Source organism: Pandoraea fibrosis, assembly GCF_000807775.2.
Taxonomy (GTDB): Bacteria; Pseudomonadota; Gammaproteobacteria; order Burkholderiales; family Burkholderiaceae; genus Pandoraea; species Pandoraea fibrosis.
On sequence record NZ_CP047385.1, the window covers coordinates 1,200,217 to 1,221,380 of the forward strand.

A 21,164-nucleotide genomic window follows, 5' to 3' on the forward strand; every position below is an offset into this window, starting at 1 on the left:
GGTCGGTAGCGACGCCGCGCGCAGGTGAACAAGCGGCGAGCACCGCGGAAGTGGTGCCGGGTTGGCTGGCTGACGTGGATGGCAGCCCGGTGAGGCAGCGGGACGCCGGATCGACAAAGGTTAGCGATCCGGCGTCCCGTTTTGCCATCGTCGCTCAGACCGATGGCGGGGCAGATATCAATGCGTGAAGTCCGCCGGGACGAGCGACTTGCCGCGCGTCTCGGGCAGCAGCAACGCGCATACGACCACGAGCAGATAGCCGCCACCCGCGACCAGGCCGATGGCCTTCACGAGCGAGCCGGTCTGCGCGAGCATGCCCACGGCGATGGGGAAGAACGAGCCGATGCCGCGACCAAGGTTGTAGCAGAAACCTTGTCCGGAGCCGCGGATGTGGTTCGGATACAGCTCCGTCAGATAGGCGCCGATCCCCGCGAAAATGCCTTGCACGACGATGCCGAGCGGGAAGCCGAGCAACAGCATCGCGCTGTCGGTGATCGGCAGCATCGTGTACGCCATGCCGAGCACGAACGAGGCGACGGCGAAGAAGATGAAGGCGCCGCGACGGCCGAGTTTGTCGGAGAGGATCGCGCCGACGATATAGCCCACGAACGATCCGACGATCAGCACAATCAGATACGCGCTCGTGTTGAACACCGAGAGACCGCGCACCGTCTTCAGATATGTCGGCAACCACGTCGTAATCGCGTAGTAGCCGCCCAGCATGCCGGAGCACAGCAAGCTGCCGAGGATCGTCGTCTTGAGATGTTCGGGCGCGAAGATCTGCATGAAGTTGCCTTGCAGCTTGCCCTCGGCAATCTTGCGGCGGGTCTGCGTGAAGATCTCCGGGTCCGACACGTTACGGCGCACATACGTGATCCACAGCGCCGGCACGATACCGATCCAGAAGCACGCGCGCCACGCGGTCCCTTCGTCGAGCACCGCGAAGAAGAACCAATACAGCAGCGCGGCGGCAGCCCAGCCGACCGACCAACTGCTTTGCACCGTACCGACCGCTTTCGCGCGATGCTGCGGCGAGCGGATCATCTCGCCCATCATCATCGTCACGACGGTCCATTCCCCACCGAAGCCGATGCCTTGCAACGTGCGCGTGATGAGCAACTGCCAGAACGAGTTCGTGAAGCCCGAGAGGAACGTGAACAGGCAGAACGTGGCGATCGTCCATTGCAGCACGCGCACGCGGCCGTAGCGATCCGCAAGAATGCCGGCGAGCCATCCGCCTACGGCGGACGAGATCAGCGAGCTGGTCGCGATCATGCCGGCCTCGCCCTTCGTCATGCCCCACGCGGCGATAAGCGTGGGTATCAGGAAGGAATAGATCATGAAATCGAACGCGTCGACGGCGTAGCCGCCGAAGCCGGCATACAGGGCCTTGCGTTCTTTCGTATTGAGTTCCTTGAACCAGGAAAAAAATGCCATGAAGACTCCTCGGTGGATCGTGTGCTTGTCGTTATGTGTGTGACGTGTGTTTTTCTTGTGGGGTGCGCAAACTCGCGCGCGACTCAGAGCGTCAGGCCGCCGTCGACGTGAATCACCTGTCCCGTGATCTGACGCGCATGCCGGCCGAGCAGAAAGACGGCGAGCGCGGCGATGTCGTCGGGTTCGCAGAGGCGGCCGGTCGGCGTGGCGTCGGCTGCGCGCTGCCATGCGGCCGGATCGATGGCGGAGTGGCCACTGTCTTTACGTGTGTAGCCGGGCGCGACGCAGTTGATCGTCACGCCCAAGCGAGCGTATTCGGCGGCGGCGCTTCTGGCGAGCGCCTCGATGGCGGCCTTGGCAGCGGCGGTTGCGGGAAAGCCGGGTTGATTCGGCGCGAAGCGGTGTGCCACGAACGAACTGATGGCCACCACGCTGGCCTGCGGCGAGCGTTGCAGATCGGGTAACGCGCTGCGCAGGAGCGCGGCGAATGCGCCGGGCATGGCGGCGAGCGTGCGCGCAAAGGCCTCGTCGTCCACATCGGCCAGATGCTGTCGCGTGGCGAAGCCCGCGTTGCTCACGAGTTGGTCGACGGGGCCGAAGGCGTCGTGCGCGGCGTCGATCAACCGTGTGGCGGCAGAGGTCTCGGCGAGGTCGCCGAACCAGACGGCGCACTGCGCGCCGAGCGCCTCGCAGGCGCGACGTACCTCGGCGAGACGCGCCTGACTCTCGTCAGAAGCCCCGCGGGTATGGAGTAACAGGTGAGTTTCCGGGCCGGCAAGCCGGCGGGCGATGGCCGCACCGATGCCGGAAGCGGCGCCGGTTACGACGATAGTGCGTCCGGCGCGTCGGTGAGACTGGCCGGACAAGGAAGCGGGGGTGGTCACGATGAGGCCGAGTCAGGCAAAGGGTGCCCGTGATTATGCCAAAGCCCTCGTGCGCCGGGACAGGCGCGTCAATATTATTTAGGAAGTGAATGAATTGGCGTGCGCGCCTGCTACGCGGCGCCCGCCACCTGTGAGGGTTCGACGTCGCCGGTGGCCCGCAACGTCATGGTGTGTTGATGGAAGCGGCCGAGGGTCTCGCGGTGCGCCACACTCACCATCGCCGTGTTGGGCAAACGCGCATGCAACGCTTCGTACACGGCCTCTTCGGTCTCCACGTCGAGTGCGCTGGTGGCCTCGTCGAGGAACAGGTAATCGGGCTTCTGGAGCAACGCACGCGCCGCGGCGAGCCGTTGCTGTTCCCCGCCCGAGAGCCGTCGTGCCCAGTGGGCGGGCGTTGACAACTCGCTCGCGTATTGGTCCATGTTGACGGCGGCGAGCGCGTCACGGCACTCGGCGTCGCTGAACGTGTCGGGCGGCGAGGGGAACGCCAGTGCGGCCTTCAAGGTGTCGATGGGCAGATAGCTCTGTTGCGAGAGGAACAGCACGCGGGCGTTGGCGGGGACGTCGATGCGCCCGCTGCCGAAGGGCCAAAGACCCGCGAGGGCGCGCAACAAGGTGCTTTTGCCGCAACCCGAACGGCCGCGAATGAGCCAGTGGGAACCCGGTGTGAACGCGAACGTTCCGGCGGCTGCGAGCGGTACGCCATTGGGAAGCGCCAGATGCAGATCGGTCGCCGCATACCCGGGAGCGGACGAACTGTTCGCTGTCACGACCGAGATGGCGCCTGCATGGGGTTGCTGTGGTGGCTCGTCGATCACGCGCGTGAATTCGCGCAGACGATTGATCGTCGCTTTCCAGTCGGCCAGTGTCGCGAAGCTGTTCACGAACCACGAAAAGCCGTCGCTGACCTGCCCGAAGGCGTCGATGATTCGCATGAGCACGCCGAGGGTGAACGCGCCCGCGAAGTAGCGAGGGGCCGCCGCCATGATCGGGAAGACGATGGCGATCTGCGCGTAAATCGAGTTGGCGAAGATCAGGCGCTTCGTTACGACCATGATTTGCCACCAGTTCTCGCGCACTGCGCCAAACGCCGACTTCAGACGAGACAGTTCGGCGCCTTCGCCGCGATAGAGCGCGACCTGCTCGGCCGATTCGCGCAAACGCACCAGCAGAAAACGGAAATCGGCTTCCACCTGTTGCTGCCGGTAGCTAAGGCCCACGAGCGGACGGCCGACCTTGAAGATGAAAAACGAGCCTACGACGGCATAAAGCGCCGCAACCCAGACCATGTAGCCCGGGATAGTGATGTTCATGCCGCCGAGCAGGAACGATACTGCGCCGGAGATCGTCCAGAGAATCGTGATGAACGAGAACAGCGAGACGAGCGTCGTCAGCAAGTCGAGCGACAGCGCCAGCGACGAGTTGACCAACGTGCGGATATCTTCCGAAATACGTTGGTCGGGGTTGTCGGCGAGATGGTCGCGCTCGATGCGGTAATACGCCTGACGGGTGAACCACTTCGACAGGTTCGTATCGGTTACCCATTGCCGCCAGCGGATTTCGAGCATCTGGCGGAAGTAGGTGCGGAACGTGGCGATGATGATGAAGCTGAAGGCAAGGATCGCGAATTCGGCGAGCGACGACTTGAAGACAGGCCAGTCGCGCTTGTCGAGGGCGTCGTAAAAGCCGGCGTTCCACGCGTTCAGGCGCACGTTGATGAACACGACCGCCAGATTCAGCGCCACAACGAGCGCCAGCAATCGGCGCCCCTCCCAACGTTTCTCCGAGACCCAGTAAGGCCGGATCAATTGCCAGGCCGTAGGGTGCTTCGGCGGCTTGGGCGCCGGGGTGGCGACGGGGTCGCCGGGCGGGGGCACCTCGGGCGATTGGGGGGACATCGGCGTGTGGACCATGATCGTCTGGCGGCACTGCCGCAGTGGTGCAATGTGTGATGGGGGACGACGGCTCATTTGACCTCAGTTCCCGATGCTGCGTTGCACGAATTGCGCCCTGAAACTCGCGTCACACCGAATTTCAGTTTACGTGTTGTTACAAGGCCCGGGAGATTCGTCGAAAAACGAGACGCAACGGGCGTGTAACCGGCCGGGAACCCAGCTTGCACGGGCGTCGGCATCTATGTTGTAATGGCTGCGGGCGAAACAGGGGTGCTCCGTGACCATGCGTAACGACGTCACGGGGCTGAGAGAGACCCTTTGCACCCGACCCGGGTAATACCGGCGTGGGAAGTTTCCGACTCCTCCAGTGGGGTAAGGTGTCCAACACCGTTTCGTCCTTTTGCTTTCATGAGGAAAGGACCCCATGCGCTGCCTTCCACCGATTCCTTCGTATTCCCCTGATTGCCTGCGCGCCGTGACGGCTTGCGCGGCCATGCGCGTATGAGCGCCACGACACTCCGTTCGGCTTCTCGTCCCGACGTCGCCATCCTCGGCGGCGGGCTATCCGGCCGTCTTCTGGCCTGGCAACTGGTTCGCGCCGGCGTGCGCGTGGCGCTGTATGAGCGGGGTGACGCCGACGGATCGTCTGCCGCCGGCTGGGTCGCGGCTGCCATGCTCGCGCCGCTGGCCGAGGCCGCCGTGGCGGAGCCGAGCATCGTCGAGATGGGCGCGGCCGGTCTCGAGCGCTGGCCGTCGCTGATCGATGGCTTGCCCGAGCCTGTCTTCTTCCAACGCAACGGCACGCTGGTCGTGTGGCATCAGCCCGACCGTGCCGAAGCCGTGATGTTCGATCGGCGCATGCGCGCGAATGCCCCGCCGGCATTGCTGCGTGGTGGCGTCGAGCGGGTGGCGGGTGCGCAATTGGGCGAGGTCGAGCCTGCGCTGGCCGGGCGTTTTCAGGAAGGTTGGCTGCTGCCGAACGAGGGGCAACTCGACAACCGTCAATTGCTGCGCGCACTGGCGGCCGGTCTCGAAAAGGCGGGGGCAGAACTGCATTGGCATACGGAGATCGCGGAAGGGGCCTATCCCGACGCGGGGCTCGTCATCGATTGCCGTGGGTTGGGCGCTCGCGAAGTCCTCACGCGATTGCGCGGTGTGCGCGGCGAAGTGGTGCGCATTCACGCGCCGGGTATCGGGCTGCGCCGACCGGTACGGTTGCTGCATCCGCGTTACCCGATCTATATCGCGCCCAAGGAAAACGATCTGTATGTGATCGGCGCGACCGAACTCGAGTCGGAAGACATGTCGCCGATGACCGTGCGCTCGGCGCTCGAACTGCTCTCGGCGGCGCATTCGCTGAACCCGGCGTTCGGCGAGGCGCGCATTATCGAGTTGAACGTCAACTGCCGCCCCGCGCTGCCCGATCATCTGCCGCGTGTGCAGTGGGACGGGGCGCGGCTGTTGCGAGTGAACGGTTTGTACCGGCATGGCTATCTGCTGGCGCCGGCAGTCACGGGAGAGGCTTGCGCGCTGGCGCAGGCATTGATGCAATCGACGGGCGCTGCACCGACCGCGTTCGACTGGGAAACGTGGCGAGCGAGCCGGCCGTGGCCGGACCTGTTCCGTCAGGCATGAGAGGGAGCTGTACGCGATGGACATCCATATCAATCAACAGACGCTGAGCGTGGCCGAGACGGCGACGCTGGCCGAGGCGCTTGCCGCCTACGGCGCGCAGCCGCCGTTCGCGGCGGCGATCAATGGGCAATTCGTGCCCAAGACGCAATACGCGGCGCGCACGCTCGCGCAGGGCGACAAGATCGATGTCGTGCAACCGGTCGCCGGAGGCTGAAATGAACGCATTCACCGAATCGGCCAACGTGGCCGCAGGCAGCGCGCGTGACGCGCTCACGCTGTACGACACTCGCTTTGGCAGCCGTTTTCTGTTGGGCACGGCGCGCTATCCGTCGCTGCAAGCGCTCAACGATTCCATCGACGCGGCGCGCCCGGGCATGGTGACGGTGGCGTTGCGCCGCCAACTGTCGGGCAACGGGGTGCAGGCCTCGGAAGGGCATTTCTGGGAAACGCTGCGTCGTCTCGCGGTGCCGGTGCTGCCCAATACGGCAGGCTGCCATTCGGTACAGGAAGCGGTGACGACGGCGCAAATGGCGCGCGAAGTCTTCGAGACCGACTGGATCAAGCTCGAACTGATCGGCGACGATTACACGCTCCAACCCGATCCGTTCGGTCTGGTGACGGCCGCCGAGCAACTGATTCGCGACGGCTTCAAGGTGTTGCCGTATTGCACGGAAGATCTGGTGCTGTGCCGTCGTCTGCTCGACGTCGGTTGTCAGGCGCTGATGCCGTGGGGCGCGCCGATCGGCACGGGCAAGGGGGTGATCAATCCCTACGGTTTGCGGTTGCTGCGCGACCGTTTGCCGGATACGCCGCTGATTGTCGACGCGGGTCTCGGTCTGCCGTCGCACGCCTGTCAGGTGATGGAGTGGGGCTACGACGGCGTGTTGCTCAACACCGCCGTGGCGCTCGCCGCGCAACCGGTGGAGATGGCAGGCGCGTTTGCCGGAGCGATCAAGGCGGGGCGTGCCGCATGGCTCGCCGGCCCGATGGCCGAGCGCGAAAGCGCCGAGGCGAGCACGCCGGTGGTCGGCGTGCCGTTCTGGCACCAGACGGGCGTCTGAATACCGTTCGCCAGCATTTCGCTTCAGATTTCGTTCGTCACCTCGTACCTCCGATTTACAAGGAAACTCCATGACGACGCAGATTGGCGCCGCCACGTTGCCGCACGTGCAATGCCTGCCCGCCGACGCCCCGCTTGCCATGGCGTGGCAGCAAGCCGCAGCCGAGATTCGCGCGCGGCTTGCGCCGTGGCCGTCGGACAAGACGGCGCCGCATTGGCGTTTGCACGCCCAGACGCCGGTCAGCGCCGGCACGGGCGACGTGATCTGGTGGCCGCTTGCGCCGCAGGGGGCGCCGGGCACGGCGGCGTCGGTGCAGATCGATGTTTGGCGCGCAGCCGGTGCCGTGGTGTTGTGCTCGCATGCATTGGCGAATGGGCAAGTGCAGGACACGCTGTACACGCACGACGTGATCTATCGCGTGGCGGGGGCGGACGATCCCGCTTTCTTCCCGGCGTTCGCCGCGTTTCTCGATGGTGGCTTCGCACCTCACGACGCGCTGGTGCTCGCGCGTGCCTGGCGAACCGACGGTAGCCATGCACGACCGGAAGATGCCGACACGCTGGGCGCATGGCCGAGCGTGCTGGAGACTTTCCCGACAGTGCTCGGGCAAGTGCCGTCACCCGGACGTTTCCCGGCATGCCCATCACGTCTCGGCCTGTATCCGGTGTTGCCGGACGCCGACTGGTGCGAACGCATGGCCGATCTGCAGGTGAGCACCGTTCAGTTGCGAATCAAGGACCCGGCACATCCGGCGTTGCGTTCGGAGATTGAGCGTACGGTGGCTGCCGGCCGACGCGTGACGCGCGACAGTGCATGGTTCATCAACGATCATTGGCGCGAGGCAGCGCAGGCCAACGCCTACGGCGTGCATCTCGGACAGGAAGACATGGCGGCGCTCACCGCCGACGAGGTGGCGACGCTGTTCGCGAGTGGCATGCGTCTGGGCATCAGTACGCATGGCTATTACGAGATTCTCGCGGCGCATCATTTCCGTCCGAGCTATCTGGCCGTCGGCGCCGTGTTCCCGACGACCACCAAAGTGATCGCGACGGCGCCGCAGGGGCTGGCGAAGCTTGCGCGGTACGTGAAGCTGATTGCACCGCATTACCCGCTGGTCGCGATTGGCGGCATCGATGCCGCCAATCTCGCGCAGGTACTCGATACGGGCGTGGGATGCACGGCGGTCGTGCGCGCGGTGACGGAGGCTGACGATGTGGCCGCAGCGGTGCAAGGCATGCAAAAGGAGTTCGCGCGGCGCAGCGTGGCATGACACGATGACGCGGCTTAGCGGAGGCGGGCGGTTACAGATCGCGTGTCATGAACACTGCGCCGTCGCCGTATCCGGCCAGCTTGGCAGCGATCAGCGGTGAGACATCCGTGGCGACGGCATAGCCGAAGCGCGCCCAGAATCCCTGCGATTGCTGCACGGCAACCAGTGCCGATGCCCGTAACCCCAACGACTGCGCGGAAGCCAGCGCCACCGCATAGAGCTGGCTGGCGACGCCCGCGCCGCGTGTGCGGGGGGCGAGCGCCATATCGTGAACGTACCAACAGTCGGGGGTGTCGGGCAGGGCGTCGAGGACGGTGTCCAGCGGCGGCGGGGCCGCGATGCGCCAGGGGTGCGTGAACAGATAGCCGGCCACTGACGCGTGTCCCGGATCGGCGTCGAGCGCGACCCAGCAGGTGGATGCCGACAGCGTGAGCCGCGAAGCCAGCGTGGCCTCCGACTCATGCATCAGATCGCCATAGGCCTGCGCCTGTACCGTCAACACCTGGGAAATGTCGCTGGGTTGCATCGGACGAATCCGAAACTTCGGCGGCTCCGTAGATTGCGTCTCAATAGGGAGGAGAGGCGATGGCGTGGCGGGAGGCATCCGGGTCAATGATTTATTGCGTGAAACGCCATATTGTAGCAACCGCACAACACCCGTGCCGGCTGTGGGTTCGGTAAGTCCTTGCTGCGGTTACGTTTTCTGTTGGTTGTGCATGTTGGAACGCGAACCGGCGATCATGCGAAGGCACTGTAGAATGCCGCGGGGCTACGCCGTTCCTCGCTTTCACCCACCCTCCGTGGGCGGCATCAATTGGCATTCCCCCCTATAATTGGCGTTTTGCGCCGCACTATAAGACCCGAAACGTGCCTACCCCGAATCCGGAAAATTTGCTCGAGTTGCGCGACGTCAGCTTTGGTTATGGCGAACGTCTGGTGCTTTCCGGGTTGAATATGCGGTTTCCCCGCGGCAAGGTCATCGCGGTGATGGGCGGCTCGGGCTGTGGCAAGACAACCGTGCTGCGCCTGATCGGCGGGCTCGTCCATGCCAGCCAGGGCACTGTCGATTTCGACGGGACCGACGTCGCATCGCTGGACCGCGACGGCTGGTACCGGCTGCGTCGTCGCATGGGCATGCTGTTCCAGTTCGGCGCGCTCTTCACCGACATGACGGTGTTCGACAATGTGGCCTTTCCGCTGCGCGAACACACCCGGCTCGATGAAGAACTCATTCGCGATCTTGTGCTGATGAAGCTGAACGCGGTCGGCCTGCGTGGCGCGCGTGATATGAAGCCGGCCGAGATCTCGGGCGGGATGGCGCGCCGTGTGGCGCTTGCCCGCACGATCGCACTGGACCCGGATCTCGTGATGTACGACGAGCCGTTCACCGGTCTGGATCCGATCTCGATGGGCATTACGGCCAATCTGATCCGCAAGCTCAACGACGCGCTGGGCGCCACGTCCATCATCGTGTCGCACGACGTGTCGGAGACGTTCGCGATCGCCGATTACATCTATTTCATCAGCGAAGGCCGCATTGCTGCCGAGGGCGAACCCGAGGCGCTGCGCGGCTCGAACGACCCGACGGTGCGCCAGTTCATCGACGCGCAACCGGACGGCCCTGTGAAGTTTCAGTATCCCGCGCCACCGCTCGCGGAAGATTTCGGTATCGGAGCGCGCGCATGATCACCGCCATCGGCAGTTTTGTCCGCGGTCACGTCGAGCGAGTCGGCTACGGCGCACGCCTGTTCCTGCGTATGCTCGCGTCGAGCGGCGCGCTGTTGCGTCGGCCGCGCCTTGTGACCGACCAGATTCATTTCGTCGGTAACTATTCATTCGTCATCATCGCGGTCTCGGGCCTGTTTGTCGGCTTCGTGCTGGGCTTGCAAGGCTATTACACGCTCAACAAGTACGGCTCGGAGCAGGCGCTGGGGTTGCTGGTGGCGCTCTCGCTGGTGCGTGAGCTGGGCCCGGTGGTGACGGCATTGCTGTTCGCCGGGCGCGCCGGCACCTCGCTGACGGCCGAGATTGGCCTGATGAAGGCGGGCGAGCAATTGACCGCCATGGAAATGATGGCGATCGATCCGATCGCGCGCGTCGTGGCCCCGCGTTTCTGGGCAGGGGTGATCGCCATGCCGATTCTGGCGGCGATCTTCTCGGCCGTCGGTATTTTTGGCGGTTATCTGGTCGGCGTGCAACTGATCGGTGTCGACACCGGTGCGTTCTGGTCGCAGATGCAAGGCGGCGTAGACGTATGGGCCGACGTTGCCAATGGCGTCATCAAGAGCATCGTGTTCGGCATTGCCGTCACATTCATCGCGCTGTATCAGGGGTTTGAGGCGCATCCGACACCGGAGGGCGTGTCGCGTGCGACTACGCGCACGGTGGTGCAGGCGTCGCTTGCCGTACTCGGCCTCGACTTCCTGCTCACGGCCCTCATGTTCAGCTAACGGGCCAACGTGCCTGCCAAGACATAGACAGACAGTTCGCGCACACTGACACAATGAAAAAACACCCCCTCGACTTCTGGGTTGGCCTGTTCGTGGTTCTCGGCTTCGCAGCGCTGCTGTTCCTCGCGCTCAAGGCGGGCAACATGAGTTCGCTGTCGTTCTCGAATACGTATCCGGTGACCGTGCGCTTCGACAACATTGGCGGCCTCAAGCCGCGTGCGGCCGTCAAGAGCGCTGGCGTGGTGGTCGGTCGCGTGGCGTCGATCAAGTTCGACGACAAGCGATATCTGGCCGATGTCACGCTCAATATCGACTCGCAGTATCAGTTCCCGAAGGATTCGTCGGCCAAGATCCTGACGTCGGGTCTGCTGGGCGAGCAATACATCGGGCTGGAGCCCGGTGGTGACGATCAGATGCTCAAGAGCGGTGATACGATCACGCTCACGCAATCCGCGATCGTGTTGGAAAATCTGATCGGACAGTTCCTGTACAACAAGGCGGCGGACGCCGGTGGCGCCAAGGCGGACGGTGCATCGGCTGCGCCGGCACCGGCAGCCCCCGCTGCCGCACCGACGCCAGGGGCAGCAACGGTAACCCAAGGAAAATAAGAGAAATGACCAGCTTCCGTACTTCGGCAGTGCTGGCCGCTGGCGCGATGGCGCTGGCAGGTTGCGCGACTGTCACCAACCCGAATCCCGCTGACCCCATCGAAGGTTTCAACCGTTCGATGTATTCGTTCAACGACACGCTCGACAAGGCGGTCATGGTCCCGGTGGCCAAGGGCTACCGTTTCGCAGTGCCGGAGCCGGCGCGCGATATGGTCACGAACTTCTTCTCGAACGTGGGCGACGTGTACAACTTCGCCAACAATCTGTTGCAGTTGGAGATCACGGCGGCTGCGCAGGATCTGATGCGCCTGACCATGAACACGTTCTTCGGTGTGGGTGGTCTGTTCGACTTTGCAACGCCGGCCGGGTTGCCGAAGCACAGCCAGGATTTCGGCGTGACGCTGGGCAAGTGGGGCTTGCCTGACGGTCCGTACCTCGTGTTGCCGCTGCTTGGTCCGAGCACCGTGCGTGACACCGTCGGTATGGCGGGCAACATGTTCATCGACCCGACGTCGTATATCAAGCCGGACTGGGTGAGCTACACGATTTACGGCGTGCGTCTGGTGAACACGCGTGCGAACCTGCTCGACGCATCGAACCTGCTTGAAGCCGCAGCGCTCGACCCGTACTCGTTCACGCGAGACGCCTATCTGGCGCGTCGCAAGTACCTGATCAACGGCGGCGCAACGGGCGATTCCACGCTGCCGAACTACGAAGACGAAGGCGACGCTGCCGGTGCCGCAGGGGCGGCGGCGGGCGGCACGAGCGCTCAGCCGATGCCGGCTGCACCCGCGTCGGGCGCCACCGCGCCGGCGCCGGGGGCGCAAGGCGAATTGGAAGCGCCGCAAGGCTCACCGGTGCCGGGGAAGATGGTCCCGGGAGGTCTGCCGTTCCGTCGTTAATCGACAGTTAATCGACGCTGAACACGCATCGATCGGCATCGATCCACAACAATGACGGTGCGCCCCGCTCGCCGGGGCGTCGTCGGCAAACTGTCGGGCAACAGTTTGTTACACGACACTGCCGTCAATCCGAGAACTCAAGACGCAATGCGGGTATCCAATCCCGCAACACTCGTCACTCGAAAGAGGAAGTCCACAATGAAGAAGTTCTGGCTCATTCCTGTCATGGCGTTCATGACTTACACCGCCGCAGGCTCTGCCATGGCGCAGGCCCAGGCACCGGACGCGCTGGTCAAGCAGACCGTGACCGAAGTGATGGCTGCCGCCAAGAGCGATCCGAATGTGCAGAAGGGTGATCTGAACAGCATTACCCGGCTGATCGAAACGAAGATCATGCCGCACGCGGATTTTGCGAAGACCACGCAACTGGCGACCGGCCGTGCATGGGCGACCGCCACGCCGCAACAACGCGACCAGCTCACGAACGAATTCAAGAAGCTGCTGCTGTACACGTATGCTGGCGCCATCGCACAGATTCGCGATCAACAGGTCGAATACAAGCCGTTCCGCGCGCAACCGGGCGATACCGATGTCGCGGTCAACACCAGCGTGTTGAACAACGGTCAGCCGATCGAACTCGATTACCGTCTGTACAAGAACGCCAGCGGCGAATGGAAGCTGTATGACCTGAACGTGCTGGGCGCGTGGCTCATCCAGACCTATCGCAGCCAGTTCGCCGAGCAGATCAACAAGAACGGTGTCGATGGCCTGATCCAGTTCCTGAAGACGCGCAACCAGCAACTCGCAGGCGGCAAGTAAGCGCATGCTCGCGTTGCAGACCGACCTCACGCACGACACCGCGGGCGATGTGCTCGCCAAGGCGATCGATCGCATCGACGCGGGCGAGACCCAGATCGATTGCGCTGGACTGACGCATTTCGACTCGTCGGCGCTGGCCGTGTTGCTGGCCCTGCGCCGCCACGCGGTCCGTCGGGGCGCGACGTTGGCGTTCACTAACTTGCCGACGGGGTTGGCCAGCCTTGCGCTCGTGTACGGCGTCGACCATCTGCTCTCGAGCTGATGCGCCTGGCCGGACTGCCGCCCTGATGAAAGCGCCGTCTCCCAACGGCGCTTTTTTTATGGGTGAGGCCGTGGCGCGGGCCGAACGCTGCGCGTTACCGACTTTTCAACGGTTACGCCCGTTGCGGGAGCCGTCAGACCCGCCGGAAGCACGGCCGATACCGGCTTCCTTTATAATCAGGGGTTTTCTGCCAACTTTTGGGCAGTTACCCTCATCCGGGCACGTTTGCCGCCGATATGGCCGCTGCCGCAATCTCAGCGGTCAAGCGCACACGGCCGGCTGTGGCCGGAGAACACACAATGGCGCACCCGCCAAGACGGGTGCGCGCAGTCCATGGCCGCCATCGAAATCCGTAACGTCAAAAAACGCTATCAGGCGTTGCAGGCGCTCAAAGGCGTCAGCTTTTCGATCGAAGAGGGTGAATTCTTCGGTCTGCTTGGCCCCAATGGTGCCGGCAAAACTACGCTGATCAGCATTCTCGCGGGCCTCGCACGCGCAGATTCGGGCAACATCAGCGTCCTCGGCCACGACGTGGTGCGAGACTACCGCAATGCCCGTCGCAAGCTCGGCGTGGTGCCGCAGGAACTCGTCTTCGATCCGTTCTTCTCCGTGCGCGAAACGCTGCGTATCCAGTCCGGCTACTTCGGGCTCACGCGTAACGACGACTGGATCGACGAAGTGATGGCCAACCTCGATCTGACCGACAAGGCGAACGCCAACATGCGTCAGCTCTCGGGCGGCATGAAGCGGCGCGTGCTCGTGGCGCAGGCGCTCGTGCACCGTCCGCCCGTGATCGTGCTCGACGAGCCGACCGCCGGGGTCGACGTGGAACTGCGTCAGACGCTGTGGAAATTCATCTCGCGTCTGAACCGCGAGGGCCACACCATCGTGCTGACGACCCACTATCTGGAAGAAGCCGAAACGCTGTGCGACCGCATCGCCATGCTCAAGCGTGGCGAAGTCGTGGCGCTCGAGCGCACGGCCTCGTTGCTTCAGCGTTTCGCGGGCACACGTCTCGTGTTGCGTTTCAAGCAGGGCACGCTGCCAGACTCGTTGCGTCCGTTGCTGGTCGATGCTCAGGACACGGGCGGACACCAGTTCGCGCTGCGTCTGGCGGGCTGCGACGAAGTGGAATCGATTCTCGCCACCTGCCGGGCGGCAGGCGGGATCGTCGAGGACATCGACATTCAGAAGGCCGATCTCGAGGACGTGTTCGTGCAGATCATGTCCGGTTCGCGCACGCAGGAGGTGTCGGCATGATCGGCTTTCGCACGCTGTTCTATAAGGAAGTCCTGCGCTTCTGGAAGGTCAGCTTCCAGACCGTGGGCGCGCCGGTGCTCACCGCGCTGCTGTACCTCATGATCTTCGGCCATGTGCTCGAAGATCGCGTGACGGTTTATGACCAGATCACCTACACGGCATTCCTCGTGCCGGGTCTGGTGATGATGAGCGTGTTGCAGAACGCGTTCGCCAACAGTTCGTCGTCGCTGATCCAGTCCAAGATCACGGGCAACCTCGTATTCGTGCTGCTGCCGCCGCTCTCGCACTGGGAGATGTATGGCGCGTATGTGCTCGCCGCCGTCGTGCGTGGGTTGTCGGTGGGGCTGGGGGTCTTCGTGGTCACGGCGGCGTTCACGCACCTGTCGTTTGCCGCACCGTTGTGGATCATCGGCTTCGCGTTTCTCGGCGCGGCAATTCTCGGCACGCTGGGACTGATCGCGGGGATCTGGGCAGAGAAATTCGACCAGCTCGCGGCGTTCCAGAACTTCCTGATCATGCCGGCAACGTTCCTCGCGGGCGTGTTTTACTCGATTCACTCGCTGCCGCCGCTGTGGCAGGCTGTCTCGCATTTCAACCCGTTCTTCTACATGATCGACGGGTTCCGTTACGGTTTCTTCGGCGTGTCCGACGTAGCCCCGGAGACGAGCCTTGCCGTCGTCGGTGCGACTTTCCTCATACTCGCAATCGTGGCGCTGAATCTGCTGCGCCGCGGCTACAAACTGCGTCACTGAACTTCTCCAGGATCAGCAATGCTGCCTACCCCCGAACAAATCAAGCAGTACATCGAAGCCGGTCTGGCTTGCGAACATGTGGCCGTCGAAGGTGATGGCCAGCACTTCTTTGCGACCATCGTGAGCACGCAGTTCGAAGGCAAGCGCCTCATCGCGCGCCATCAACTCGTGTATGGCGCATTGGGCGATCGCATGAAGGCAGAAATTCATGCGTTGTCGATGAAGACCCTGACGCCCACGGAGTTTCAGGCGCAATGAGGATGACGCAAGAGAGTGCTGGCGCAACTGGCAATAGCGAGGCTGCTGCTGGCGAGCGTGTGGCCGCGGACCACCTCGAAATCGAAGGTGGCGAGCGGCTGGCGGGAGAGATCACCGTCTCGGGTGCCAAGAACGCAGCGTTGCCCATTCTGTGTGCGAGCCTGCTGACGGCCGAGCCGCTGGTGCTCGGCAATGTGCCCGATCTGCACGACGTGCGCACCATGCTGACGCTGCTCGCGCGCATGGGCGTGAAGGTCGGGCGTAATGGCGAATCGGTGACGCTCGACGCGTCGCAGATCACCGAGCCTGCGGCCCCCTACGATCTCGTGAAGACGATGCGGGCGTCGATTCTGGTGCTCGGCCCGTTGCTGGCACGTTGCGGCGAAGCGCGGGTGTCGTTGCCGGGGGGATGCGCCATTGGCGCACGGCCCGTCGACCAGCACATCAAGGGTCTGCAAAAGATGGGCGCCGAGATCACGCTCACGCATGGCGACATCGTGGCCAAGGCGGCGCGTCTGCGCGGCGAGACGCTCGTGACGGACATGATCACCGTCACCGGCACGGAAAACCTGCTCATGGCGGCAACGCTCGCCGACGGCGTGACCGTGCTGGCCAACGCCGCGCGTGAGCCGGAAGTGACCGATCTGGCGCACCTCCTGGTGAAGATGGGCGCCAGGATCGAAGGTATCGGCACCGACCGTCTGGTGGTGACCGGCGTGGCGCGCTTGCATGGTGCAACGCACGATGTCGTGCCCGACCGCATCGAGGCCGGCACGTTCCTGTGCGCGGCCGTGGCGACGCGCGGCGATATCACCTTGCGTCGCGTGGTGCCGTCCACGCTCGACGCGGTGATCGAGAAATTGCGCGAAACGGGCGCGAACGTGACGGCCGGTGCGGATTGGCTGCGCGTGACGATGGACCGGCGCGCGCGGGCAGTCAGTTTCCAGACGTCGGAATATCCGGCGTTTCCGACCGACATGCAGGCGCAGTTCATGGCGCTGAACTGCATTGCGCAAGGGGCTTCGCAGGTCGTCGAGACGATCTTCGAGAACCGCTTCATGCATGTGCAGGAATTGATGCGTCTGGGCGCGAATATCGGCATCGACGGCAACACGGCGCGGATTTCCGGCGTGGATCGCCTGTCGGGTGCGCATGTGATGGCGACCGACTTGCGCGCGTCTGCCAGCCTGATCGTCGCGGGTCTGACGGCCGATGGCCGCACGCTCGTCGACCGTATCCATCACCTCGATCGCGGCTATCATCGTATCGAGGCAAAGTTGTGCGCCGTGGGCGCGCGAATCCGGCGTGTCGAAGCACGCCAGGGAGAGATTGCATGAGTTCCGCCAAGCCGGCCCAGCCGCTCGCTCAGCCGCTGACGCTGGCGCTTTCCAAAGGCCGTATCTTCACGGAGACGCTGCCGCTGCTGGCTGCCGCCGGTATCGAAGTCACGGAAGATCCGGAGACCTCGCGCAAGCTGATTCTGCCGACGACGGACGCGAATCTGCGCGTCATCATCGTGCGCGCGACCGACGTGCCGACCTACGTGCAATATGGTGCCGCCGACTTTGGTGTGGCCGGCAAGGATGTGCTCATCGAACACGGCGGTGGCGGTCTGTACCAGCCGATCGATTTGAACATTGCGCGTTGCCGCATGTCTGTGGCTGTACCGAAGGGTTTCGATTACGCGAATGCCGTGCGTCAGGGCGCGCGCCTGCGGGTGGCGACCAAGTACGTGCAGACCGCGCGCGAGCACTTCGCGGCCAAGGGCGTGCACGTCGACCTGATCAAGCTGTACGGCTCGATGGAACTGGGCCCGCTCGTCGGTCTGGCCGACGCGATCGTCGATCTGGTGAGCACCGGCGGTACGCTGCGGGCCAACAATCTGGTGGAAGTGGAAGAGATCATGGATATCTCGTCCCGCCTCGTGATCAATCAGGCTGCGCTCAAGTTGAAACGCGAGTCGTTGCAGCCTATTCTGGATGCCTTCGAGCAGGCCTCCCGGCAAACAGCATGAAACTCGATATTCGCAAACTCGATTCCTCCGCTGACGGCTTCGCGAAGCAGCTTCGCGAGGTGCTGGCGTTCGAGGCGAGCGAAGACGCCGCCATCGACCGCGCGGCCGCCGAAATTCTCGCCGACGTGAAGACGCGCGGCGATGCGGCCGTGATCGAATACACCAACAAGTTCGACCGTCTGAGCGCACGCGACATGACGGCGCTCGAGTTGCCCGCCGAAGCATTGGCCGCGGCGCTCGAAAGCCTCGAGCCGAAGCGTCGTGCCGCGCTCGAAGCGGCGGCCGCGCGCGTGCGCGCCTACCACGAGAAGCAACGCATCGAATGCGGCACCCATAGCTGGCAGTACACCGAGTCGGACGGCACGGTGCTGGGCCAGAAGGTCACGCCGCTCGATCGCGTCGGCATCTATGTGCCGGGCGGCAAGGCGGCGTATCCGTCGTCGGTGCTGATGAACGCGATTCCGGCGCGTGTCGCGGGCGTGAAGGACATCATCATGGTGGTGCCCACGCCGGACGGCGTGCAGAACCCGCTGGTGCTCGCCGCCGCGCATATCGCCGGTGTCGATCGCGTGTTCACCATCGGTGGCGCGCAGGCCGTTGGCGCGCTGGCGTATGGCACCGAAACGGTGCCGGCAGTCGACAAGATCGTTGGCCCGGGCAACGCCTTCGTGGCAGCGGCCAAGCGTCGCGTGTTCGGCACCGTCGGCATCGACATGATCGCTGGCCCGTCGGAAATTCTCGTCATCTGCGACGGCTCGACAGACCCCGACTGGGTGGCCATGGACCTGTTCTCGCAGGCCGAGCACGACGAACTCGCGCAGTCGATCCTGCTATGCCCGGACGAGAAATACCTCGCGCGTGTGCACGCCTCGATGGAGCGCCAGATCGAAGAGATGCCGCGTCGCGATGTGATCGCCGCTTCGCTGCAAGGCCGTGGTGCGCTGGTCAAGGTGCGCGATATGGCGGAAGCCTGCGAGATCGCCAACGTGATCGCGCCCGAGCATTTGGAAATCTCGGCCGAGACACCGCAGCAGTGGGGCGAGAAGATCCGCCACGCCGGTGCGATTTTCCTCGGCAAGTTCACAAGCGAGAGTCTGGGCGATTACTGCGCCGGCCCCAACCACGTGCTGCCGACGTCGCGTACCGCGCGATTCTCGTCGCCGCTGGGGGTGTACGACTTCATCAAGCGATCGAGCCTCATCGAAGTGAGCGAGGGCGGTGCCCGCATGCTCGGCGAGATCGCCGCCGAACTGGCTTACGGCGAAGGTCTGCAAGCGCACGCGCGCAGCGCGGAATACCGCCTGCATCACGAGTCCTGACATGCGCGACGACGCCCTGCGGCCCGCGTACTGTCAAACGACGCCGGCTACCGCCTGGCGTCGGACCCGCGCAATCACCGCCTCCCCGTTATTTTCACTGCCAGCCCGCCTTGCGCGGGCTGCGCGGCGTGCTGCCGCCGTACTCGCGCCGATCGTCATTGCGTTCGCGGCCAGCACCGCCGCCCATGCCTCGGGCCATGACTGCCAGCACGCCACGTTCGACGGCGCGTCCGTCGAACGATTGACCGTGTGCGTGAGCCGTCAGGCGTTCGACAACGACGTCTACGTGTTGCGGCTGAACGGCAAGACCGCGCTGCGTGGCACCGACGACGAAGTGGCCCACGGCGTGTTCGCCCGCGTGGGTAACCGCCTGGTGGCCATGCGCTGCGAAGCCGAGGAGTCACCCGCACGCGTGAGTCCGGCAGTGGCACAGGCGCTGTCCTGGCAGACCGGCGTGCGCGTACAGCGCATCACGGACGCCCTCGGCAGCGTGGAGACCGGCCGCCGGTGCACCGTCAAGATCGACGGCGCCGATGCCGGACGGCTGACGTTCGCCTTCAACTGATTCGTTATCTTCACGCACGCTTTTCATCCATCGCCATGTCCGTCGACCAAGTGATCCGCCCCGATGTGCTCGCCATGAGCACCTACCCCGTGCCCGACGCCAGCGGTTTCCTCAAGCTCGACGCGATGGAGAACCCCTACGGCTTGCCCGAAGCGCTGCGCCACGCGTTGGGGCAGCGACTGGCCGATGTAGCGCTCAACCGCTACCCGGCGCCGCGTCCGCAGGCGCTGCTGGAGAAGCTGGCTCGCACGATGGGCGTGCCGGCCGGCGCACGGTTGCTGCTGGGCAACGGATCGGACGAGATCATCAGCATGATTGCGATGGCGACGGCACGTCCGGGCGCCGCCGTGATCGCGCCGGTGCCGGGGTTCGTGATGTATGAAATGTCGTCGCGCTTCGCGGGGATCGAATTCGTTGGCGTGCCGTTGCGTGCCGACTTTTCGCTCGACATGCCCGCGATGCTGGGCGCCATTGCGGCACACCCCGGCGCGGTCGTCTATCTGGCGTACCCGAACAATCCCACGGGTAACCTGTTCGCCGACGACGATATCGAAACGCTCGTGCGCGCGGCCGATCGCGGGCTGGTGGTCATTGACGAGGCGTACCAACCGTTTGCCGGGAAGACGTGGATGCCGCGCCTGCCGGAGTTTGCGAACCTGCTGATCATGCGCACGGTCTCGAAGCTCGGTCTGGCGGGGATTCGTCTGGGTTACGTGGCGGGCAGCGCGCAGTGGCTGGATCAGCTCGACAAGGTGCGTCCGCCGTACAACGTGAACGTGCTCACGCAGGCGTGTGCCGAATTCATGCTCGATCACCTCGACGTACTCGACGCGCAGGCGGCCGAATTGCGGGCCGAACGCGAGCGTTTGGCCACGGCGGTGGCGGCGCTGCCTGGCACGACAGTGTTCCCGAGCGATGCGAATTTCCTGCTCGTGCGGGTGCCGGATGCCGACAAAACCCACGCTGACCTGCTGGCACACAAGGTGTTGATCAAAAACGTGGGTAAAATGCACGTATTGCTGGCCAATTGCCTGAGATTGACGGTCGGCACCCCCACGGAGAATGCGGCAATGGTCGAGGCCCTGGCCGCATCACTCTAACAAGCCATACGACGAGAACTCACCATCATGCGCATTGCGGAAGTCGTTCGCGATACCAGCGAAACGCAAATACGCGTCAAGATCGATCTGGACGGCACCGGCCGGAAGACGCTCGATACCGGCGTGCCGTTTCTGGACCACATGCTCGACCAGATCGCGCGCCACGGCCTTATCGACATGGAAGTCGAGGCAAAGGGCGATACCTTCATTGACGATCACCACACGGTGGAAGACGTCGGCATCACGTTGGGCATGGCCGTTGCCAAGGCCATCGGCGATCGCAAGGGCATCGTGCGCTACGGCCACAGCTATGTGCCGCTCGACGAAGCGCTCTCGCGCGTGGTGATCGATTTCTCGGGCCGTCCCGGTCTCGAATTTCACGTGCCGTTCACGCGCGCACGCGTCGGCAACTTCGACGTTGACCTGACCATCGAATTTTTCCGTGGCTTCGTGAATCACGCGGGCGTCACGCTGCATATCGACAACCTGCGCGGTATCAACGCTCATCACCAGTGCGAAACGGTGTTCAAGGCGTTTGGCCGTGCATTGCGCATGGCGGTCGAAATCGATCCGCGTGCGGCAGGTGTCGTGCCGTCCACGAAGGGAAGCCTGTAACGCGAGACTGGCCGGCGCTGCGCGCCGGAGATAGCCCGCCGGCCTGTGAGGCCGGCGC

23 protein-coding genes and 1 riboswitch are annotated in these 21,164 nt (G+C 64.1%); of the genes, 19 read left to right on the forward strand and 4 right to left on the reverse strand.

Features of this window, described 5'->3' with window-relative positions; all coding sequences use genetic code 11:
* Window positions 1-177: 177 nt before the first annotated feature.
* The 3 genes from PI93_RS05330 to PI93_RS05340 all read right to left on the reverse strand — a co-directional run bounded on the left by PI93_RS05330 (window position 178) and on the right by PI93_RS05340 (window position 4,219).
* Complete coding sequence (locus tag PI93_RS05330) at window positions 178-1,437, reverse strand: MFS transporter (RefSeq protein ID WP_039375139.1); 1,260 nt, start codon at window positions 1,435-1,437, stop codon at window positions 178-180.
* A gap of 83 nt (window positions 1,438-1,520) precedes the next feature.
* Complete coding sequence (locus tag PI93_RS05335) at window positions 1,521-2,321, reverse strand: SDR family NAD(P)-dependent oxidoreductase (protein WP_052241088.1); 801 nt, start codon at window positions 2,319-2,321, stop codon at window positions 1,521-1,523.
* Window positions 2,322-2,431: 110 nt separating this feature from the next.
* On the reverse strand, window positions 2,432-4,219 hold the full coding sequence (locus PI93_RS05340; protein ID WP_080759496.1) for an ABC transporter ATP-binding protein/permease: 1,788 nt from the start codon (window positions 4,217-4,219) through the stop codon (window positions 2,432-2,434).
* Between the two features lie 253 nt (window positions 4,220-4,472).
* Window positions 4,473-4,584: riboswitch (TPP riboswitch) on the forward strand.
* Between the two features lie 133 nt (window positions 4,585-4,717).
* Between PI93_RS05340 and PI93_RS05345 the strand changes: the two genes are divergently transcribed.
* The 4 genes from PI93_RS05345 (at window position 4,718) to PI93_RS05360 (ending at window position 8,182) form a co-directional block, all read left to right on the forward strand.
* Window positions 4,718-5,851: an FAD-dependent oxidoreductase gene (locus PI93_RS05345; RefSeq protein ID WP_039375140.1), complete on the forward strand. Its 1,134-nt coding sequence runs from the start codon at window positions 4,718-4,720 to the stop codon at window positions 5,849-5,851.
* 16 nt (window positions 5,852-5,867) lie between these two features.
* Entirely contained in the window at window positions 5,868-6,065 is a 198-nt protein-coding gene (gene thiS, locus PI93_RS05350; protein ID WP_039375141.1) for a sulfur carrier protein ThiS, read from the forward strand.
* 1 nt (window position 6,066) lies between these two features.
* Window positions 6,067-6,912 carry a thiazole synthase gene (locus PI93_RS05355; RefSeq protein ID WP_052241089.1) on the forward strand — a complete coding sequence of 282 codons (846 nt, stop codon included), beginning with the start codon at window positions 6,067-6,069 and terminating at the stop codon, window positions 6,910-6,912.
* A 70-nt stretch (window positions 6,913-6,982) separates the two neighbouring features.
* Window positions 6,983-8,182, forward strand: a complete 1,200-nt coding sequence (locus PI93_RS05360; protein WP_370834663.1) for a thiamine phosphate synthase — start codon at window positions 6,983-6,985, stop codon at window positions 8,180-8,182.
* A gap of 31 nt (window positions 8,183-8,213) precedes the next feature.
* Here PI93_RS05360 and PI93_RS05365 read toward each other — a convergent pair whose 3' ends face one another.
* Window positions 8,214-8,708, reverse strand: coding sequence for a GNAT family N-acetyltransferase (locus PI93_RS05365; protein WP_039375142.1), 495 nt, complete (start codon window positions 8,706-8,708; stop codon window positions 8,214-8,216).
* A 341-nt stretch (window positions 8,709-9,049) separates the two neighbouring features.
* Between PI93_RS05365 and PI93_RS05370 the strand changes: the two genes are divergently transcribed.
* From PI93_RS05370 to hisB, 15 genes are all read left to right on the forward strand, one after another.
* Window positions 9,050-9,868 carry an ABC transporter ATP-binding protein gene (locus PI93_RS05370; RefSeq protein ID WP_039375144.1) on the forward strand — a complete coding sequence of 273 codons (819 nt, stop codon included), beginning with the start codon at window positions 9,050-9,052 and terminating at the stop codon, window positions 9,866-9,868.
* On the forward strand, window positions 9,865-10,632 hold the full coding sequence (gene mlaE / locus PI93_RS05375) for a lipid asymmetry maintenance ABC transporter permease subunit MlaE (protein WP_039375146.1): 768 nt from the start codon (window positions 9,865-9,867) through the stop codon (window positions 10,630-10,632). The genes PI93_RS05370 and mlaE overlap by 4 nt, the downstream gene beginning before the upstream one ends.
* A 53-nt stretch (window positions 10,633-10,685) precedes the next feature.
* Window positions 10,686-11,240 (forward strand): outer membrane lipid asymmetry maintenance protein MlaD, encoded by a 555-nt coding sequence (gene mlaD / locus PI93_RS05380; RefSeq protein WP_039375147.1) that lies wholly within the window; start codon window positions 10,686-10,688, stop codon window positions 11,238-11,240.
* A gap of 5 nt (window positions 11,241-11,245) precedes the next feature.
* Window positions 11,246-12,142 carry an MlaA family lipoprotein gene (locus tag PI93_RS05385; RefSeq protein ID WP_039375149.1) on the forward strand — a complete coding sequence of 299 codons (897 nt, stop codon included), beginning with the start codon at window positions 11,246-11,248 and terminating at the stop codon, window positions 12,140-12,142.
* Between the two features lie 198 nt (window positions 12,143-12,340).
* The gene (locus PI93_RS05390) at window positions 12,341-12,961 is read left to right on the forward strand and encodes an MlaC/ttg2D family ABC transporter substrate-binding protein (RefSeq protein ID WP_039375151.1); all 621 of its coding nucleotides are present in this window, start codon (window positions 12,341-12,343) and stop codon (window positions 12,959-12,961) included.
* 4 nt (window positions 12,962-12,965) lie between these two features.
* The gene (locus PI93_RS05395) at window positions 12,966-13,223 is read left to right on the forward strand and encodes an STAS domain-containing protein (RefSeq protein ID WP_010808169.1); all 258 of its coding nucleotides are present in this window, start codon (window positions 12,966-12,968) and stop codon (window positions 13,221-13,223) included.
* A gap of 333 nt (window positions 13,224-13,556) precedes the next feature.
* Window positions 13,557-14,483, forward strand: a complete 927-nt coding sequence (locus PI93_RS05400) for an ABC transporter ATP-binding protein (RefSeq protein WP_039375152.1) — start codon at window positions 13,557-13,559, stop codon at window positions 14,481-14,483.
* Window positions 14,480-15,235: an ABC transporter permease gene (locus PI93_RS05405; RefSeq protein ID WP_039375153.1), complete on the forward strand. Its 756-nt coding sequence runs from the start codon at window positions 14,480-14,482 to the stop codon at window positions 15,233-15,235. The genes PI93_RS05400 and PI93_RS05405 overlap by 4 nt, the downstream gene beginning before the upstream one ends.
* A gap of 18 nt (window positions 15,236-15,253) precedes the next feature.
* A complete protein-coding gene (locus PI93_RS05410; RefSeq protein ID WP_039375154.1) occupies window positions 15,254-15,493 on the forward strand; it encodes a BolA family protein in 240 nt (79 codons plus the stop codon).
* Window positions 15,490-16,830 (forward strand): UDP-N-acetylglucosamine 1-carboxyvinyltransferase, encoded by a 1,341-nt coding sequence (gene murA, locus PI93_RS05415; protein WP_052241090.1) that lies wholly within the window; start codon window positions 15,490-15,492, stop codon window positions 16,828-16,830. The genes PI93_RS05410 and murA overlap by 4 nt, the downstream gene beginning before the upstream one ends.
* Window positions 16,827-17,507 (forward strand): ATP phosphoribosyltransferase, encoded by a 681-nt coding sequence (hisG, locus tag PI93_RS05420; RefSeq protein ID WP_039375156.1) that lies wholly within the window; start codon window positions 16,827-16,829, stop codon window positions 17,505-17,507. Before murA ends, hisG begins: the two co-directional genes overlap by 4 nt.
* Complete coding sequence (gene hisD, locus PI93_RS05425; RefSeq protein WP_039375157.1) at window positions 17,504-18,826, forward strand: histidinol dehydrogenase; 1,323 nt, start codon at window positions 17,504-17,506, stop codon at window positions 18,824-18,826. Before hisG ends, hisD begins: the two co-directional genes overlap by 4 nt.
* Before the next feature lies 1 nt (window position 18,827).
* A complete protein-coding gene (locus tag PI93_RS05430) occupies window positions 18,828-19,391 on the forward strand; it encodes a hypothetical protein (RefSeq protein ID WP_039375158.1) in 564 nt (187 codons plus the stop codon).
* A gap of 35 nt (window positions 19,392-19,426) precedes the next feature.
* Window positions 19,427-20,491: a histidinol-phosphate transaminase gene (hisC, locus tag PI93_RS05435; protein WP_039375160.1), complete on the forward strand. Its 1,065-nt coding sequence runs from the start codon at window positions 19,427-19,429 to the stop codon at window positions 20,489-20,491.
* A gap of 27 nt (window positions 20,492-20,518) precedes the next feature.
* Window positions 20,519-21,106, forward strand: coding sequence for an imidazoleglycerol-phosphate dehydratase HisB (gene hisB, locus PI93_RS05440; RefSeq protein WP_039375162.1), 588 nt, complete (start codon window positions 20,519-20,521; stop codon window positions 21,104-21,106).
* Window positions 21,107-21,164: the final 58 nt, after the last annotated feature.